This window comes from Acinetobacter sp. ANC 4558 (assembly GCF_002135375.1).
GTDB lineage: Bacteria > Pseudomonadota > Gammaproteobacteria > Pseudomonadales > Moraxellaceae > Acinetobacter.
In genome coordinates, this window is the sequence record NZ_NEGH01000008.1 from 1 (window position 1) to 18,760 (window position 18,760).

At 35.7% G+C, this 18,760-nt stretch carries 13 protein-coding genes and 1 pseudogene; 9 read left to right on the top strand and 5 right to left on the bottom strand.

What is annotated here, in order from left to right; translation table 11 throughout:
- A pseudogene (locus B9T31_RS10445) lies at positions 1-586 on the top strand (YadA-like family protein); the annotation flags it as partial.
- Positions 587-625: 39 nt separating this feature from the next.
- A complete protein-coding gene (locus B9T31_RS10450; protein WP_086181909.1) occupies positions 626-1,474 on the top strand; it encodes an OmpA family protein in 849 nt (282 codons plus the stop codon).
- A 215-nt stretch (positions 1,475-1,689) separates the two neighbouring features.
- Here the strand turns inward: B9T31_RS10450 and B9T31_RS10455 are convergent, their stop codons facing one another.
- Positions 1,690-2,310 (bottom strand): class I SAM-dependent methyltransferase, encoded by a 621-nt coding sequence (locus B9T31_RS10455; protein ID WP_086181910.1) that lies wholly within the window; start codon positions 2,308-2,310, stop codon positions 1,690-1,692.
- Positions 2,311-2,348: 38 nt separating this feature from the next.
- Entirely contained in the window at positions 2,349-2,981 is a 633-nt protein-coding gene (locus B9T31_RS10460; protein ID WP_086181911.1) for a LysE family translocator, read from the bottom strand.
- 350 nt (positions 2,982-3,331) lie between these two features.
- Here B9T31_RS10460 and B9T31_RS10465 point away from each other — a divergent pair, with 350 nt between their 5' ends.
- From B9T31_RS10465 to B9T31_RS10475, 3 genes are all read left to right on the top strand, one after another.
- Complete coding sequence (locus tag B9T31_RS10465) at positions 3,332-4,858, top strand: HAL/PAL/TAL family ammonia-lyase (protein ID WP_086181912.1); 1,527 nt, start codon at positions 3,332-3,334, stop codon at positions 4,856-4,858.
- Between the two features lie 573 nt (positions 4,859-5,431).
- Positions 5,432-6,955 carry a fumarate hydratase gene (locus B9T31_RS10470; RefSeq protein ID WP_086181913.1) on the top strand — a complete coding sequence of 508 codons (1,524 nt, stop codon included), beginning with the start codon at positions 5,432-5,434 and terminating at the stop codon, positions 6,953-6,955.
- 69 nt (positions 6,956-7,024) lie between these two features.
- Positions 7,025-7,546, top strand: coding sequence for a DUF2059 domain-containing protein (locus tag B9T31_RS10475; protein ID WP_171264739.1), 522 nt, complete (start codon positions 7,025-7,027; stop codon positions 7,544-7,546).
- Positions 7,547-7,616: 70 nt separating this feature from the next.
- On the opposite strand, the gene clpX is transcribed toward B9T31_RS10475, so the two are convergent.
- The 3 genes from clpX to tig all read right to left on the bottom strand — a co-directional run bounded on the left by clpX (position 7,617) and on the right by tig (position 11,085).
- Positions 7,617-8,927, bottom strand: coding sequence for an ATP-dependent Clp protease ATP-binding subunit ClpX (clpX, locus tag B9T31_RS10480; protein ID WP_086181915.1), 1,311 nt, complete (start codon positions 8,925-8,927; stop codon positions 7,617-7,619).
- 21 nt (positions 8,928-8,948) lie between these two features.
- The gene (gene clpP, locus B9T31_RS10485) at positions 8,949-9,560 is read right to left on the bottom strand and encodes an ATP-dependent Clp endopeptidase proteolytic subunit ClpP (RefSeq protein ID WP_086181916.1); all 612 of its coding nucleotides are present in this window, start codon (positions 9,558-9,560) and stop codon (positions 8,949-8,951) included.
- A gap of 193 nt (positions 9,561-9,753) precedes the next feature.
- Positions 9,754-11,085 (bottom strand): trigger factor, encoded by a 1,332-nt coding sequence (gene tig / locus B9T31_RS10490; protein ID WP_086181917.1) that lies wholly within the window; start codon positions 11,083-11,085, stop codon positions 9,754-9,756.
- Positions 11,086-11,627: 542 nt separating this feature from the next.
- On the opposite strand from tig, the gene B9T31_RS10495 reads away from it, so the two are divergent.
- From B9T31_RS10495 to B9T31_RS10510, 4 genes are all read left to right on the top strand, one after another.
- Positions 11,628-13,823: a TonB-dependent receptor domain-containing protein gene (locus B9T31_RS10495; protein ID WP_086181918.1), complete on the top strand. Its 2,196-nt coding sequence runs from the start codon at positions 11,628-11,630 to the stop codon at positions 13,821-13,823.
- 554 nt (positions 13,824-14,377) lie between these two features.
- Positions 14,378-16,579, top strand: a complete 2,202-nt coding sequence (locus tag B9T31_RS10500) for a TonB-dependent receptor (protein WP_086181919.1) — start codon at positions 14,378-14,380, stop codon at positions 16,577-16,579.
- A 129-nt stretch (positions 16,580-16,708) separates the two neighbouring features.
- Positions 16,709-17,392, top strand: a complete 684-nt coding sequence (locus tag B9T31_RS10505) for a Fe2+-dependent dioxygenase (protein ID WP_086181920.1) — start codon at positions 16,709-16,711, stop codon at positions 17,390-17,392.
- Positions 17,393-17,438: 46 nt separating this feature from the next.
- On the top strand, positions 17,439-18,542 hold the full coding sequence (locus B9T31_RS10510) for an alpha-hydroxy acid oxidase (protein WP_086181921.1): 1,104 nt from the start codon (positions 17,439-17,441) through the stop codon (positions 18,540-18,542).
- Positions 18,543-18,760 lie beyond the last annotated feature (218 nt).

Sequence of the window (18,760 nt, forward strand, 5' to 3'; positions counted from 1 at the left end):
AAATGCCGATGGCAGTACCACTTATGCAATTGCGACCAGTAAAGATATTACGTTTACTTCGGTTCATGTGGGTAACACCATCATTAACCAAGATGGAATTAATATGGGTGGCAATAAAATTACTCATGTTGCAAATGCAATAATTTCATCAAGCTCTCAAGATGCTGTCAATGGTTCTCAGCTCCACCATTTAGGCGATACTATTTACAATATTATCGGTGCAGGCTCAGACTTCGAATCAGGTAAAGGTCCAACATTCAATGTCGCAGGAAATTCATACTATACCGTAGGTGATGCAATTCTTGCCTTAGACAACGAAGATAAACGATTACAACAAGCCATCAATAAAACAGCAAAACGTGCAAATGCAGGAATTGCGGCGGCAATGGCTTTAGAAACTGCACCTTATATTCCAGGTAAATGGACCTATGCTTTAGGAACGGCATATCATGCTTCGGAAGTTGCTTTCGGTGCAACCTTAAGAAAAACCTCAGATAATGGACGCTGGTCTGCGACCTTTGGCGTTGCAGGAGCAACTGAGGGCGACCTGAGTGTCCGTTTCGGAATTAATGCAATAATCAATTAATACAATAAAAATAATTTAATTCTATTGGGGATATTTATTATGAAAAAAAGAATCTTGATTCCAAGTTTAATATTTAGCTATGCCATCACCTTGTCGGGAAATATATTTGCCGCTGAGGCAAAAACAAATGACCATAATTCACGTTTTCCAGACATTCAAAAAAGCTACTTAAAACAAGTTCATCGCTATGAATATGATGATGTCGCTCGACTTGATACGGGATTAACCAAAGATCAATTTCGTCAACTCTTAGGAAATCCTCATTTTAATGAAGGACTCCTGTTTGAAAGAACATGGAATTATGTTTTAGATATTCGTATTCCCAATACACAAACATATAAGCGTTGCCAACTTCGTATTGATTTTAATAAACAATATCTCGCTGAACGACTTTCGTGGAAAGGAAATGACTGTGAGACTTTTATTGTCGCTCAACCACCTACCGTGCATAACATCGTAGAAGCTGAGCAACCAATACCACAACCGACAGTAAACACAGAAAAAGTTTTATTGAACGGTGATATCTTATTTAAATTCAATGGTTCAAGTTTAAGTAGCTTATTACCAACAGGTGAACAAAATCTACAGCAGCTCATTTCTACCCTGGAACAAAATTATAGTCATATTAGTTCAATTGCAATAACTGGGTTTACCGACCGTCTGGGCAGTGAGCAATATAACTATAAATTGGGATTAGCACGCGCACAAACCGTGAAGCAATATTTAGTCAGCCAAGGCGTTCCCGATGAGATTCTTGCCGTGCAAAGCTTTGGAAAGACACAGCCTGTTACACAAGATTGTCAGAATATTAAAAACTTATCAAAACAAAAATTATGTTTACAGCCTGACCGTCGCATTGAATTAGAAATCTCAGGTATACGACGATAACTCATAAATATACTAATTAATAATAAAGTCATCAGTGCTTAAAACATCATCTATTCATGTGTAGCACATAAAAAATTATTGTATGAAAAAATCAACTCATGGTTAAAGACAATATCAAAGAGTAGGCGGAATGAGAATGACGACAAAAATTTAAAATCATACAGCCGTACGCTTAATCTTTTCATATAAACAATAGTACCTACTCAGCATGCTTTTTAATTCGCTATTTTTTGTGCTAACCATACCGTATGTTTTGTACATTCAGGATCCTCTGCAATCATTGTGATGACTTCAAATCCAGAATTCGCAAGTAGATATCGGTATTCTTCTAGAGATAAGCTTGCGTGATATAAAGCATCACCAAACAGTTCTCCAATGGCTTCACCATAAGATGGGCCAGTAGTAAACATCAACAAACCACCCTGTTTTGAAAATTTTTCAAACTGATTAAACATCGCTCTTTGATCATTCGGTTTTAAATGAAAAAAACTATCCCATGCTAAAATCCCATCAAATTGCTCATTCAGTTGTAATTCACGCATATCTGCTTTTAACCAAATGTGTTGTGGAAAATTTATTTGAGCATCTTGAATCATTTGATCAGCACTATCAATGCCCACAACAGAATGGTGGTGCTGAATTAAATATTCAGCAATAGGCTGTGCAGAACCACAGCCCAAATCAAGAAGATTAGACTGTGGAATCAAATGAGCCAAAAACAAATCTAACCACTTTTTTTCATATAAATATTTTCCCCGAAGCGCAGTCCAAGCTTTGGCATGTTTTTGGTAGAGTTCAATAATATTATCGGCTAAATGTACGTGATTTTTTTCCATAATGACAATTCATGATTGATAAAAGGATTAATTCAATCTTAGCGCTTACCTTCTAAAAGTAGTTTAAATGCCAAACCTGTTAAGACTGTTCCCATTATCCACTTTTGTAATTGCACCCACTGTGGCTTTCGACTCAATAAAACTGCAACCCAACCCGCAGTAAAGACAATCGCAGTATTAATAATTATACTCACGAGAATCTGGCTAAATCCTAAAAATAATGTTTGAGCAAAAACATGACCTTGTTCAGGACGAATAAATTGTGGCAATAAAGACAAATACATAATTGCAATTTTTGGATTCAATAGATTTGTCGCAAAGCCCATTAAAAATAATCGTTTAGCGCTATCTTGTTGTAATAATTGTGGTTCAAACAAAGTTTTTGCGTTAGGTTTAATTGCACCCCATGCCAACCACAATAAATATACAGCACCTAAAATACGAATTACGTCATAAGCATAAGGAACTGCAAATAATAACGCTGTAATGCCTAATGCCGCAGCAAGCATATAAAATACAAAGCCAAGTACAACTCCCCCCAATGAAATAAGTCCTGCTTTTTTCCCCTGACAAATAGATCTGGAAATCAAATAAATCATATTGGGACCTGGTGTCAGTACAAGCAACAATGCAATTGCCATAAAGCCAAATAATTGTGTACTTTCAATCATACGGTCTCTCACTTTAAACCATGATAATAATGATGTTATATTTTTTTATGCCATCGAAATCTGTGCTTTCTTAAAATACGTCCGTTCTATATTTAGATGCAATAGTGTTTACTCTTTTTTATAAAAAATCTCATGTTATTTCACTTTACAACCTCCCCCATTCACCTCCCTAGATACTCATTCTAATTGTTTCAGCTGTTAATCATGTTCTATTTCAATTTAGGTTTACATATTGGAATATTAAAACTCCTGAATTTCTATGCGAAGATATTTGACAGAACACAACACTTGTATATACATTACATGACAAGTTTGAATTTCATCAAATACATAGGTTAAGGAAAATTTGTATGATCGTTGAATTAGGAAAAAATAGTCATCTTACACTCGATGATCTTGTTGCTGTTGCACGACATTCATCACCAGTAATTTTTTCAGAAAACTATATCAATCGCGTACAAGCCTCTAGAAAACTTGTGGAAAAATGGAGTGAAGAAGAACGTGTAATGTACGGTATCACCACAGGCTTTGGCGTATTATGCACAGAAGCGATATCCAAAGAGGATACCGTCGAGTTACAACGCAATATTGTTCTGACACATGCAACATCTGTGGGTGAACCCATGCCTGAAGAAGAAGTCCGCGCAATTATGCTGATGATTCTTCAAAATACAGGTTTAGGTTATAGTGGCGTTCGATTAGAAACGTTAGAATTAATCAGACAATGTTTAAATTTAGGATTAACCCCCTTTGTACCTCGAGATGGCTCTGTCGGCTATCTGTCTGTTGAAGGGCACATTGCGGTGAGTTTAATTGGTGAAGAAAAAATTAAATTCCAAGGTGAATGGTTAGATGCTAGAGTCGCTTTAGAACAAGCAGGACTACAACCACTTATTTTAGCCACAAAAGAAGGTTTAGCTCTTCTCAATGGTGCAACCAGCCCAACTGCCTTAGCAGCATTATCATTATATGATATGTTACGTGCTGTAAAATCAGCCGATATTATTGCATCAATGTCATTAGAAGTTCTCAAAGGAACACTTCGTGCTTTTGATGAAAAAGTCATGAATCTAAAACGTCATACGCAGCAAAGTGAAACTGCTGCCAATATTCGCAAAATATTAGCAGACTCCAATATTGCCCAATCACATATTGATCATCGCCTACAAGATGCTCTCTCACTACGTGCAATTGCACAACTACATGGCGCTGTGAAAAAAACTTTAGCGGATGCTAAGCTGACCATTGAAAATGAAATGAATTCTTGCTCAGATAATCCCGTGATTATGCCAGATGGTGATGATGGTTATGCGATGAGTAGTTGTAATTGTGATGCAGCTTATGTAGGTTTAGAAATTGATAGTGCATCCATTGCAACCACCATGCTGGCAAAAATGTCAGAACGTCGAAATGTTCGCCTTATTGATGGAAATTTATCGGGTTACCCATGGTTTTTAGTCAAAAAACCAGGATTAAATTCTGGTCTGATGATTCCACAATATACTCAGGCTGGCTTATTAAATGAAATGAAAATGTTATCAATGCCAGCCGTTGTCGATAATATTTCAACCTGTGGTGGACAAGAAGATTATGTTTCTATGGGCTACAATGCTGCAAAAAAAGCTGCAAGTATTGTCAGTAAATTAGAATATATTCTTGCTATTGAATTGTTATCGGTATATCAAGCACATCAGTTTATGGAAAAAGAATATACCGCAGGCAGTGCCACTCAAGTGGTATTGAACGAGATACAAAAAACGGTTCCAGTCATGGACAATGACATGTATTTATATCCACATATTATGACCATTAAAGATCTAATTCATCACGGTGTCATACTTGATGCTGTCGAAGCTAAAATTGGAAAACTAGCTTAACATACATGATGACTATGGCAATACTTGATGTGTTGTCATAGCATTATTTTTGATATATACGAGTTTCAATTATCACATCTATCAGAATACATAGACAAGGACGATAATCTAGCCATCTTAAAAGAATGAAAAACTAAGGTATTTTTATTGTATTAATTACAAAAATGAAAACGAAGAAAGATTTAATCTTCTTGCTGACCATAGAACCAAGTTATTGCAATAAACAAAGAAAAAACAACAACTGAAAGAATGGGCGTAATCATAGATATAGACTTAGACTGTGTTAGCGCCATTATGCAAAATAAATATGACAAATTTATGACAATTGTGACACTTTTATTAATTCATAATTTTATATTTAATTTCAACAACTTACTAAAAATATCAAAAATAAATCATAGCATCTGTCATCTTCTATCGTGAATTAAGACAAATATACATTTCAGAATATATTTCCAGCTTCATTAATGAAATGAAACTTTTGAACAAAGTCGCTCAAAACACCCACAACTTACCCTTTTTGTCTTATAATTTAGCCCGCTAGCTAACAGCCCGCTCAAGAGATTTTTTGATATGACAACTATTATCAAGCAAGATGACTTGATCACATCAGTAAAAGATGCGCTTCAGTTCATTTCTTACTATCACCCGCAGGATTTCATTCAAGCAATGAGCCGTGCGTATGACCGTGAAGAAAATCAAGCCGCAAAGGATGCAATTGCACAAATTTTAATTAACTCTCGTATGTGTGCAGAAGGTCATCGCCCAATCTGCCAAGATACTGGCATTGTAAACGTATTCGTTGAAGTGGGCATGGATGTTAAATTTGATTTAACCATGGGCTTAGACGATGCGATTAACGAAGGTGTACGTCAAGGTTATTTAGAAAATACCAATGTACTTCGTGCATCAGTGCTTGCAGATCCAGCGTTTGGTCGTAAAAATACGAAAGACAATACACCTGCGGTCATTTATCACAAATTAGTGCCAGGCAATAAAGTTGATATTACTGTCGCTGCGAAAGGCGGTGGTTCTGAAAATAAATCTAAACTTGCAATGTTAAACCCATCCGATTCAATTGTAGATTGGGTTCTTAAAACAGTTCCAACAATGGGTGCTGGTTGGTGTCCTCCTGGAATGCTTGGCATTGGGATTGGTGGTACTGCTGAAAAAGCAATGATGCTTGCTAAAGAAGCATTAATGGAAGAGCTAGACATGGATCAGCTTCTTCGTCGTGGTCCACAAAATAAGCTTGAAGAACTACGTATTGAGATCTTCGAAAAAGTAAATGCATTAGGAATTGGTGCTCAAGGCCTTGGTGGATTAACAACCGTTCTTGATATTAAAATTAAAGATTACCCATGTCATGCTGCTGGAAAACCTGTTGGTATGATTCCAAACTGCGCAGCAACTCGCCATGCACATTTCCAACTAGATGGTACGGGTCCAGCGCATATTCAAGCACCTAAACTTGATGATTATCCTTCAGTTACTTGGGATTCTTCAAAATCTAAGCGTGTTAATTTAGATACATTAACCCAAGAAGAAATGAACTCTTGGAAACCAGGCGATACATTACTGCTTAACGGTACCATCTATACAGGTCGTGATGCAGCGCATAAACGTATGGTCGATATGCTGAATAACGGTGAAGAGCTTCCTGTAGACCTTAAAGGAAAGTTCATTTATTACGTTGGTCCAGTAGATCCAGTTGGTGATGAGGTTGTCGGCCCTGCGGGTCCAACAACAGCAACACGTATGGATAAGTTTACTCGTCAAGTACTTGAAGCCACTGGCTTATATGGCATGATTGGTAAAGCAGACCGTGGTCCTACTGCCATTGAAGCAATCAAAGACAACCAAGCTACTTACTTAATGGCTGTTGGCGGTGCTGCTTATCTCGTATCTAAGGCAATTCGTGAAGCTGAAGTTGTTGCATTCGCGGACTTAGGCATGGAAGCAATTTATAAATTTATTGTTGAAGATATGCCAGTCTCTGTGGCAGTAGATGTCAATGGTACTTCAGTGCATGCAACCGCTCCAAAAATTTGGCAAGCAAAAATTGGTAAAATTCCAGTAACGGATGCAGCAAATTAACATTTATTCACTCGCCTTTTAGACTAAAAGCACTCTATGATTAGGGTGCTTTTTATTTGGATTCTGAAAATGAATATATTGAAAAACTTAGTCATTTGTGGCTTATTTCTACCAACAATATCCGTCCATGCAGCACAAGCAACTCATGAGCAAATTAGCCAACTGATGAAAGTCACTCATGTAGATCAAATTAGCCAAGAAACACTTAAACAATTACGACCAGTTTTTCAACAACAAGCAGATGCGATTGTTAAAAATTATTTACAAAAAGATCAACTCAACACTGAACAACAAAATGTTGCCAATGAAATTACAGATAAACTTTATGATTATTCTTTAAAATCAATTGATTGGAAAAAATTACAACCACAATTAGAAAAAATTTATGCGGAAGTTTTTAATTCACAAGAAATTCAAGCACAAATTAACTTCTATTCATCGACTGAAGGGCAATCTATTTTGAAAAAAACGCCTTTGCTAGCACAAAAAACAATGGAGCTGACCAATAGCCAATTGATGCAATCTATGCAAACTGCTGAATCTGAGTTTTCCAGTATTAATAAAAAATTAGAAGCTCTAAAACATCAATAAAATATTATTATTTTTACTTGATATAAAAAATGCGTAAAAATAAATTTTACGCATTTTTAGTATCGCAAGATTATGCAGATTTAGAGTTTAAAACTTTTAAATCTACTTTTTCTTCTTTGGGTTGTTCAGCTTTTTCTTGACGCTCAACTTTAAACTCTGGTTTTGCTTGATCATTAATAACCGCTTCATTCACAATGACGGTACCAACATCTGTACGACTTGGTAAATCATACATCGTTTCAAGCAATACATTTTCTAAAATAGAACGTAAGCCACGTGCACCTGTATTACGTTCTAATGCTTTTTTCGCTACTGCACGTAAAGCACTATCTTCAAATACAAGATCTACATTTTCCATCTCAAATAAATATTCATATTGACGGGTCAATGCATTTTTTGGTTCCGTTAGAATCTGCATTAAAGCAGCTTCATCTAACTCTTCCAAGGTCGCAATTACAGGTAAACGACCAATAAATTCAGGAATTAATCCAAATTTAACTAAATCTGTCGCTTCAACTTGTCTAAATAATTCTGAAAGCTTTTTAGTTTCATCTTTATTTCGGACATCTGCTGTAAAACCAATACCGCCCTTTTCCTGACGCTGCTGCACAATTTTCTCTAGGCCAGAGAATGCACCACCACAAATAAAGAGAATATTTGAAGTATCAATTTGAATAAATTCTTGTTGAGGATGCTTACGTCCACCTTGAGGTGGAATAGATGCAACAGTACCTTCAATCATTTTTAATAATGCTTGTTGGACACCTTCACCCGATACATCGCGTGTAATAGAAGGGTTTTCAGATTTACGCGTGATTTTATCAATCTCATCGATATAAATAATACCTTTCTGAGCCTTATCTACATCATAATCTGCTTTTTGAAGAAGCTTTTGAACAATATTCTCAACATCTTCTCCCACATAACCTGCTTCTGTTAATGTTGTCGCATCTGCCATTGCAAATGGAACATCCAATAAGCGTGCTAAAGTCTGTGCCAATAATGTTTTACCAGAGCCCGTAGGTCCAACCAATAAAATATTACTTTTTGCAAGTTCAATCTCATCTTTCTTTTTATGACCATCTTGGCTTACTTTTAAGCGCTTATAATGGTTATAAACAGCGACAGATAATGTTTTCTTTGCAACATCTTGACCAATAACATATTGATCTAGCGCAGCACGAATTTCATGTGGCTTTGGTAATGGTTTAGTCGCCCAATCGCCTGTTTCTACTTGTTGACTGGTTTGGACTAAATCTAAGCATACGTCCACACACTCATTGCAGATATATGCGTCCTCGCCCGCAATCAGTTTCCCGACTTCAGACTGCGTCTTACCGCAAAATGAACAATGCTTTTGTCCTTGAGGATGCTCGGACATACTTACTCCAATAAATTAATTTTAAATTGATGGACGTTTTGTTAAAACTTCATCGACTAAACCATATTCTTTCGCTTGCTGAGCAGTCATAAAGTTATCACGATCGGTATCTTTAGCAACTTGCTCATATTCTTGACCACTATGTTCAGCCATCAAACGATTTAGGCGCTCTTTAATAAAGAGAATTTCACGTGCATGAATTTCAATATCAGATGCTTGACCGCGAAAACCACCTAAAGGTTGATGAATCATGACACGTGCATTTTCAAGACAATAGCGTTTACCCTTAGCACCCGCATTTAATAAGAATGCTCCCATAGATGCAGCCTGTCCCATACAATAGGTAACAACATCGGGCTTAATAAATTGCATTGTATCGTAAATTGCCATCCCCGCAGTGACAGAGCCACCAGGAGAATTAATATATAAATGAATATCTTTTTCAGGATTTTCTGCTTCTAAAAACAACATTTGTGCAACAATTAAGTTCGCCATGTTGTCTTCGACTTCACCTGTTAAAAAAATGACACGTTCTCTTAATAAGCGTGAATAAATATCAAAAGAGCGTTCGCCACGAGAAGACTGTTCTACGACTACTGGTACTAAAGCGTTGTCAATTGTTGGAACATACATATGCTTATCTATTCCTAATTTTTTGTGAGTTCACTCATCATTACAATATGAGGGATAATCATGAAAATTGCAAAAGTTTCCCCAGTAAATATTTGATATTTTTTGCATAAACTTTGTGAACTTGAGTGCAATTTTATTCACGAGTTAGTAATAAAAATGGCGCTCAATGCGCCATTTTTATTTTTTCTTGCGATTAGCCTTGTTGACGAGCTTGTTGCTCTTTCAACAATTCTTCATAACTTACTAATTTTTCAGTTACTTTTGCAGAATTCAAGATATAATCTACAACTTGATCTTCTAAAACAACACCTTCAATTTGAGCGCGTTGTTGTTTATCATTTTTGAAATACTCAATCACTTCAGTTGGATCTTCATATGATGAAGCCATTTCTTCAATATAAGTATTAACAAGTGCAGTATCAACTTCAATTTTAGCATCAGCTAAGATTTTACTAACTAACACACCTAATTTAACTGATTTTTCAGCTTGCTCTTTAAACAAATCATCTGGAAGCATGCTTGAATCAAATGCTTTCGCACCTTGTTCACCAAATTGCTGAGTGAATTGTTGAATCATTTGTTGACGTTGACGATCAACTTCTTGAGCAACCATTGCAGATGGAAGTTCGACTTCATTTGCAGCAACAAGCGCATCAAAAGCTGCACCTTTAACTTGGTTACGAAGACCATTTTTCACTTCACGTTCCATATTTTTACGAACGTCTGCTTTTAACTTCTCAAGGCCTTCTTCTTCAGTTAAACCAAAGATTTTCAAAAATTCTGCATCAATTTCAGGAAGCTTTTGTTTTTCAACCAATTTAACATTAATGTTAAATTGAGCAGTTTTACCAGCAAGGTTCTCAGCTTGATAATCTTCAGGGAAAGTAACATCAATAACTTTCTCTTCACCTTTCTTCAAACCAATGATGCCATCTTCAAAGCCAGGAATCATGCGACCAGAACCCAACACTAATTTAAAGTCTTGTGCTGCGCCACCTTCAAACTTTTCGCCATCAATTGAACCTTCAAAATCAAAAGTAACTTGCATATCTTTTTTAGACATACCTTTTGTTTCAGTCCATGATGCACGTTGTTTTTGAAGATTTTCGATCATTTGATCAACATCTTTATCATTTACTTCAGTTGTTTTACGTTCAACATCCAGACCTTCGAATTTAACCTCTACTTCTGGGTAAACTTCAACAGTTGCTTCATAAACTAAAGCATCATCTTTCATTTCAGTTTTTTCAATATTTGGCATACCAACAGCATTAATTTTCTCTTGCTGAATAGCTTCAAATACTGTGTCACGGATAATATCATTCACAACTTCTTGATAAATACCCGCACCATATTCACGGCGCACAACGTTTACTGGCACTTTACCTTGACGGAAGCCGTTAATCTTCACAGTTTTGGCAGTGCGTTTTAAACGAGCTTCAAATTGCTCATTAATACGGCTCGTCGGTACAGAAACATTTAAACGACGGGCAATGCCCGAAACCGCTTCAGAAGTTACTTGCATGGCTTCCTCTATATATTTAGTAAATACAGTTTTATAAAAAGTGCCACATTATATGACAACATTTAAAGATATACAAAATAACCTCATCATCTAGGTTAAAATTGTTGTAAAGATACATCTATTGTATATTTTTTATACGAAATATTTCAACGACATCCTGTCCGAAATAAAATGGCTTCTTATTCCGGTGAAATATCCTATCTTAAATTAAACAGCTTGAATCAAAAAATTGTATTAAGTTCTTATATATTCATGCGATTAACCAAGACTTAACATTGCATGATAAAAAACACACAATTTTAATAAAAATTTAATCTCGATTTTCTGAATTTCTATCGATAAATTAAACGAGGCTTCGTTCAACACTATTACCCAATAATCATCATATGAAAAATCGCGACGTTTATAGCCAATAGTAAAATTCTATCACCACATTACTTTTAAGTAAATTTGTCGATACTTTCTAGCATCATTTGTGTATTATTAATACGAATGATAAGTCTTATTATTTATATTTTTCTCGTCCGTTTGGAATTCTATATATGAGTCGTTTTAACTTACATCCTTTATCTTTAGCCCTATTGGCACCTTTAACCACAGCAGCTTTTGCAAATTCCGACCCAAGTACCAATGTTCAACAGCTCGCAACAATCGTTGTCTCTGCAAGTGGGTTTGAACAATCTCTAAAAAATGCACCAGCAAGTATTAGCGTTGTCACTCAAGAAGATATAGAAAAGAAAAATGCAACATCGATTGCAGATTTACTCGTTGATATTCCAGGTGTAGATGTACGTAATGGCGTAGGTAAAACTTCTGGCTTGAATGTAAGCATTCGCGGCATGAACGCATCTGATACACTTATTTTAATTGATGGTCGTAGACAAACCACCTCAACAGATGTAACACCAAATGGTTTTGGTGAAACTTCAACAGGATTTATTCCCCCACTTTCTTCTATTGAACGTATCGAAGTCATTCGCGGTCCAATGTCAACACTTTATGGTTCAGATGCCATGGGTGGTGTCATTAATATTATTACTAAAAAAATAAGTAATGAATGGAGCGGTAATATCACTGTCAGTGGTAATGCAATGGAACATAGCTCAGAAGCAGACTCATGGAAAACGAGTTTTTTAATGAATGGTCCATTAATTCATGACAAACTAGGTTTACAAATTCGAGGAAGCTATTACGATCGTGGTCATTCAGATCGTATCGAAGGTTCTACAGGTCGAGATCCACGTCCAACCAAAGCACATAATTATGATGTTGGCGGTAAACTGACCTTTAAAGTTGATGAGAAAAATGCGGTTTGGTTAGATAGCTTTCACTCAAGCCAAAACTATAGAAATGAAGACAGCCGTTTGGGCACAATAGATACTCCAACAGCTGCGAGTGGCTATAAAGATAAAATGGAATTTAATCGATCTCAATATGCCATTGGTCATGATGGTGATTATGATTTTGGGACATGGCGTACTTATGTCAGCCAAACAGATACAGAAACCAAAGGACGAACCATTCCAGGCGCTGCACTGATTGGTGGTAATAAAAATCCATTAGCAGGGGCTGATCGTACTTTAAAAAATACAGATTTAGTTGCTGATACAACCCTCATCTCTACTTTAGGAAGCCATAAAGTCACGACAGGTGCAGAATATAAAAAATTAACCGTTAAAGACAATATTGTTGAAAATGGCACGCATAAATTCAGTAAAAATTCTTGGGCACTTTATGCAGAAGATGAATGGAATTTAATTGAAAACTTAACCTTTACTTATGGCACACGCTATGAAAATCACGATGGTTTTGGTGGGAAATTTAGCCCACGTGCATATTTAGTGTGGAATACCAATGATATTTTAACCATTAAAGGTGGTGTCAGTACGGGTTATAAAGCACCTTCACCAAAAGCACTCTACGATGGCTTAATTAATTTTGGTAGACAAGGTTTGCAGCCAACTCTTGGCAATTCAGACTTAAAACCAGAAACATCAACCAACTATGAACTTGGTTTTAATTTACAACCAACAGATCAAATTAATTTCACGGCAACTGCGTTTTACAATCAAATTAAAGATGCCATTGTATCCAGAAATGGACTATGTTCATCATCTCCAAACTGTTTAGCAGCCTTCCCTAATTCAACAACAACTACAACGTATAGCCAAAGTTTTAATGCGGATAAAGCCAAAGTTCAAGGTGTAGAAACATCTCTTCAATATACCATTATTCCAGAATGGGATATTAAAGCAGCTTATACCTATATGAAAACGGAAATTACCAAAGGGGTAAATAAAGGCGGTTTTTATAATAACGTCCCACGTAATGCATTTAACCTCACCTCTACATGGCATATTAACAGCGCACTAGATATTTGGTTACAGCATGAATATAAATCAAGTCGTGCTCGTTTCTTAAGTAAGCCTACTGCACCAACGTCTGGTTTAGGTTCAAGTGATTATGAAGAATATAAATTATTTGGCGATAAGTTAGCGGGTTATAACTTATTTAATTTAGGTGCAAGTTATAGTGTCACAGATAATCTGCGTTTTAATATGGCAATTAATAACCTATTAGATAAAGACTTTACTGAAGGTAATCAAACTTATAACTTTCTCGATAACGGAACAGTTCAACAAGCCACTGGTTATAAATACTTAGATGTTGGCGCAAGTGTTACTGGCACCTATTTACCAGGTCGTAATTACTGGCTTTCTGTTTCATATGACTTCTAATATAAACTCATTATCACACTGCTAAGTTAATCAACCGTACTACCTTGTTTAAATACAGGTAAGTACGGTTTTATTCATGATCTAAATTAAATGTATTAAATAACCAAACTAAAAATTATCATTTGAGCGATTATAAAAATTGAAATATCACATAACCTTATCTAGAAATAAAAATATTAAACAAATCCAACTATGAAATATAATTGATTGAAATTATATTTTTTTTAAGCATCCATTATGGTTTAAATATATCAAATAATGAATTTCTAGCTCACTCATGTTTTTAATCAAAGTTATAAAATCTAATTATTAATATGCATAAATCTTGACATTTAATTTCTCATCAAAATTACCAATATAAAGTTAAAAAATAATCGATTTTAATATTATGAATAAAAAACAAAGTATTAGCTCATAAATTGCACATTACTTTATTCATATTTACACTTTTTAAAATTAAACTTATCGCTAAAAGCAATTGAATACCATTTGGAATGAAAAACAAGAATCATTACTATTCGCAATTAATCAAATAAGATATACGTGGATTAAAAATGGGTTTTATAAAAACACGCAAAAAAATTGTCTCTTCAGCGATTGCATCTTCGCTAAGTATTCTGGCAGGGAATGCCGTTGCCCAAGAATCAATTGCTCACTTGGATACTATTCATGCTCAAGCATTGGCTGAAAAAAGTTTAAAGGTTAATGAATCTGCCAATAAAAAATATGTCACATCATTATTAGATACGCCAAAATCTGTATCTGTAATTTCACAACAATTTATTGAAGATACTCAAGTTACAACACTCAGTGATGCTTTACGATTAGTTCCTGGTATCACTTTAGGTGCTGGTGAAGGTGGTAACCCAAATGGCGATCGCCCATTTATTCGTGGCTACAGCGCTGAAAGCTCAATTTATGTTGATGGAATTCGTAATGCATCATCACAAAATCGAGATATGTTCGCTATTGAACAAATCGAAATTACCAAAGGTTCAGGCTCATCATTAGGGGGCGCTGGTTCTGTGGGTGGTAGTATCAATTTAATTACCAAAGAAGCAAAAAAAGGAAACTTTTTACAAGGCTCAATCGAATCTGGAACTGATGACTATCAACGTATTACACTTGATGGAAACAAAGATTTTGGAAATGGTATTGCTGCACGTGTTGCCATTTTAGGTCATAAAAATGACAAACCAGGGCAACAAGATGGTGCCGAATACAAACGTGCTGGTATTGCACCTAGCATTAGCTTTGGTCTAGATACAGCAACACGTGCAACCTTAAGTTATTATTATCTAAGAACAGATGATACGCCTGATTCAGGCGTACCTTATCAATATGATTCAATTAAAAAGGCATCTGCGGGTAAACCTGTCAATGTGAAACAAGGAATTTTCTATGGTTTACAAAATCGTGATTTCCAGAAACAAGAAAATCAAATTGGCACCATTAAATTAGAGCATGATCTCACTGAAAATTTAACGCTTGCCAATACAGCTGTTTATAGTAAATCTAAAAACAATTATATTTGGACACAGCCCGATGACTCAAAAGGTAACATTCTAAATGATAAAGTATGGCGTCGAATCAACTCTCGTATTACAGATAATGAAACCTATACCGATCAGTTAAGTTTAAGAGGAAAATTTAATACTGGTATACTTCAACATAGCTTTAATACAGGCGCTGAATATAATCATCAAAAATCTGATAAAGGTAATTACCTTACAACTTATCCAGGTTATGCAGGCACCACCACTGGGGGCTTCAATAGTAATTGTGCACAAAATAATGCATGGTGTACCTCATTAACCAATCCAAATCCTTATGATAAATGGTTAGGAACAAGCACAGAGAATCGAGCTGTTACCACCACAACTGCAAAAACGACGTCACTTTACTTCTTAGATAATATTGAAATCACACCGCAATGGTTATTAGATTTGGGCGTTCGTTGGGATAAGTTTAATACTGAACTCAAAACTAACGCTACAGGCGTAAAACTTAAAAATAATACAGATTTCTGGAATTGGAATGCTGGATTAACATATAAACCTGCTAAAAATGGAGCAATTTATATTAGTTATGCCACCTCTGCCAACCCTGTAGGGATTGATGCTGGGGACGGTTCAGAAACAGCTGTCAATGTAAATAACCAAGATCTTGATCCAGAAAAAGCACGTACATATGAATTAGGAACAAAATGGGATTTCTTAAATGAACGTTTAAATTTAACCACATCCATTTTCCGTACAGAAAAGCAAAATACACGCATCTTAATTGATGCAACAACTTATACTAATGGTGGTAAAAGTAAAGTTGATGGTTTTGAAATTGGGGTGAATGGTAACATTACTAAAGACTGGGCTATTTCTGCAGGTTATACCTATTTAGACAGCAAGTTAAATAAAGCAGCCTACAATGCAACTGCCAATGAAGGTAAACAACTCCCTAATGTTCCTAAAAACTCTGCAACACTTTGGACGACTTACCAAGTATTACCCGCATTAATGATTGGTGGCGGTGCTGTCGCGATGGATCAAGTTTATGGTGATGCAGCAAATACCAAATTTGTTCCTGGCTATGTCCGTTATGATTTAATGGCACGCTATAATGTAAATCAAAATATTAATCTTCAATTGAATGTTAATAACGTGACAGATCAGCGTTATTTTACTAAAGCATATGCGTCACACTATGCAACTGAAGCCGATGGTCGTAATGCAGTCTTGTCATTAAATTTAAAATATTAAGTCAGTTATCAAGTCATTCAGTAATGTTGTAAATTATTACCGTAATGAATCTTTAATAGCCTCTTTCTTAGAGGCTATTTTTATATCAATATGTCGTTTAAAGTGACTGTTTCTTAAAAAGGTATTGCCATGATTCATCATATTCCGAATGTTTTAAGCAAAACACAACTTCAATATTTCCATCAAGAAATAGCAAGCATCGACTGGATTGATGGCAAAAATACCACGGGCTCACTTTCAGCAATTGTGAAAAATAATCAACAGCTCCCTGAAAATCACCCTGTTACGCAGCAGCTGGGAAAAATTATTTTAGATACGGTTAATCAAAATGCATTATTTATTTCTGCTGCCCTCCCTCTAAAAATTTTATCGCCTTATTTTAATCGCTATGAAAATGGTGAGACCTTTGGATTTCATGTTGATAATGCCATTCGATGGGATCGAGAAACAAATAGTCGTATTCGTACTGACCTCTCATGTACTTTATTTTTAAGTGAACCTGAAGAATATGAAGGTGGTGAATTGGTGGTAGAAGATACTTACGGTTACCATGAAATCAAATTACCTGCGGGTGATCTTATTTTATATCCTTCCACCAGTGTTCATGAAGTTACACCGGTGACAACGGGTTGCCGCATAAGTTCATTTTTTTGGTTACAGAGCATGATTCGAGACGATTCAGATCGACATACTTTATTTAATCTTGACCAAACAATTCAAAACTTACGTATGCAATTGGGAGATTCACATCCTGAAGTGGTGAAATTAACCAGCCTTTATCATAATTTAATTCGTAAATGGGCTGAGCTTTAAAGCTTCCCCCTATTTTCTTCAATCTATTATAGAAAATGAAATTCTCATGACTTCAAAAACGATTGTTCCGCCTTTAAAACAAATTCCAGCATATCTACAAACCATTCGCGATTATGAAATAGAAGCAGAAAAACATCTTTCTGATATGGTTTGGGCTTATTTACAAGGTGGCTCAATGAATGAAGTAAGTGTTCAAAATAATCTCCAACAATTTCAAGAACTGCACTTATTACCTCGCATGCTTCGGGAGTTAACGCATGGTAATACAACGTGTGAAATCTTAGGTCAAAAATTTCCACATCCTATTTTTTTAGCACCAATTGGTCATCAACAACAGTTTCACCCTGAAGCAGAAATGGCTTCCGCACTTGCGGCTGAAGTTTTAGAAAGTAACATTATTCTCAGCACCTTTACCAATACAGATCTCCGTCAATTAAAACAAGAAAACCCATATAAATGGTTTCAACTTTATTGGCAAGGTAGTCGAGAGAAATCACTTGATTTAGTAAAAATGGCAGAAGCTCATGACTATAAAGCACTGGTCATTACTGTAGATTCACCGCATACAGGCATTCGAGACCGTGAACGGCAAGTTTTTTTCCATTTACCAGAAGGTATGCAACATCCTCATACCCCTACACATATTCCCTTGCCACAACGGCAAGCCGATGAACATCCACTTTTTGCAGGTCTAATGAAAATTGCCCCCACATGGCAGGATATTGCATGGATTGTTCAGCAAACACATTTACCTGTCATTTTAAAAGGAATTGTTCATCCTCAAGACGCACAGCTTGCCATCCAGCATGGTGTACATGGGTTAATTATTTCCAATCATGGCGGACGTGTTTTAGATACTTGTATTTCACCACTCACAGCCTTGCAATTAATTAAAGAATGTGTCCCTGAAAACTTCCCACTCCTTTATGATGGTGGGATTCGTCGTGGTTCAGATATATTTAAAGCATTGGCATTGGGTGCATCTGCGGTCTTAATTGGTCGACCATATATTTATGGTCTAGCCACAGCAGGTGCCTTAGGTGTTGCACATGTTATTCGAATATTAAAAGAAGAATTAGAAATCACAATGGCTTTAATGGGAACAGCAACGCTTAAAGAGATTAATAAAGACTATATTTTTTACAAGTAAGCTAAATAATGGAATTTTTTTTCCATAAAATGAATTATGATGCAAATATAGAGAATTATTCCCAATAGATATCAATTAATATTTAACAATGAATAAATACCATTATTGGTAAAGCAAAATAAATAAGCTTTCTGAAGATTTACCACTCAATACTATTAATCTTCATGAACACGCTTGTAAATTGCGCAAATAGACACAATCTATATATGTAGTATGCT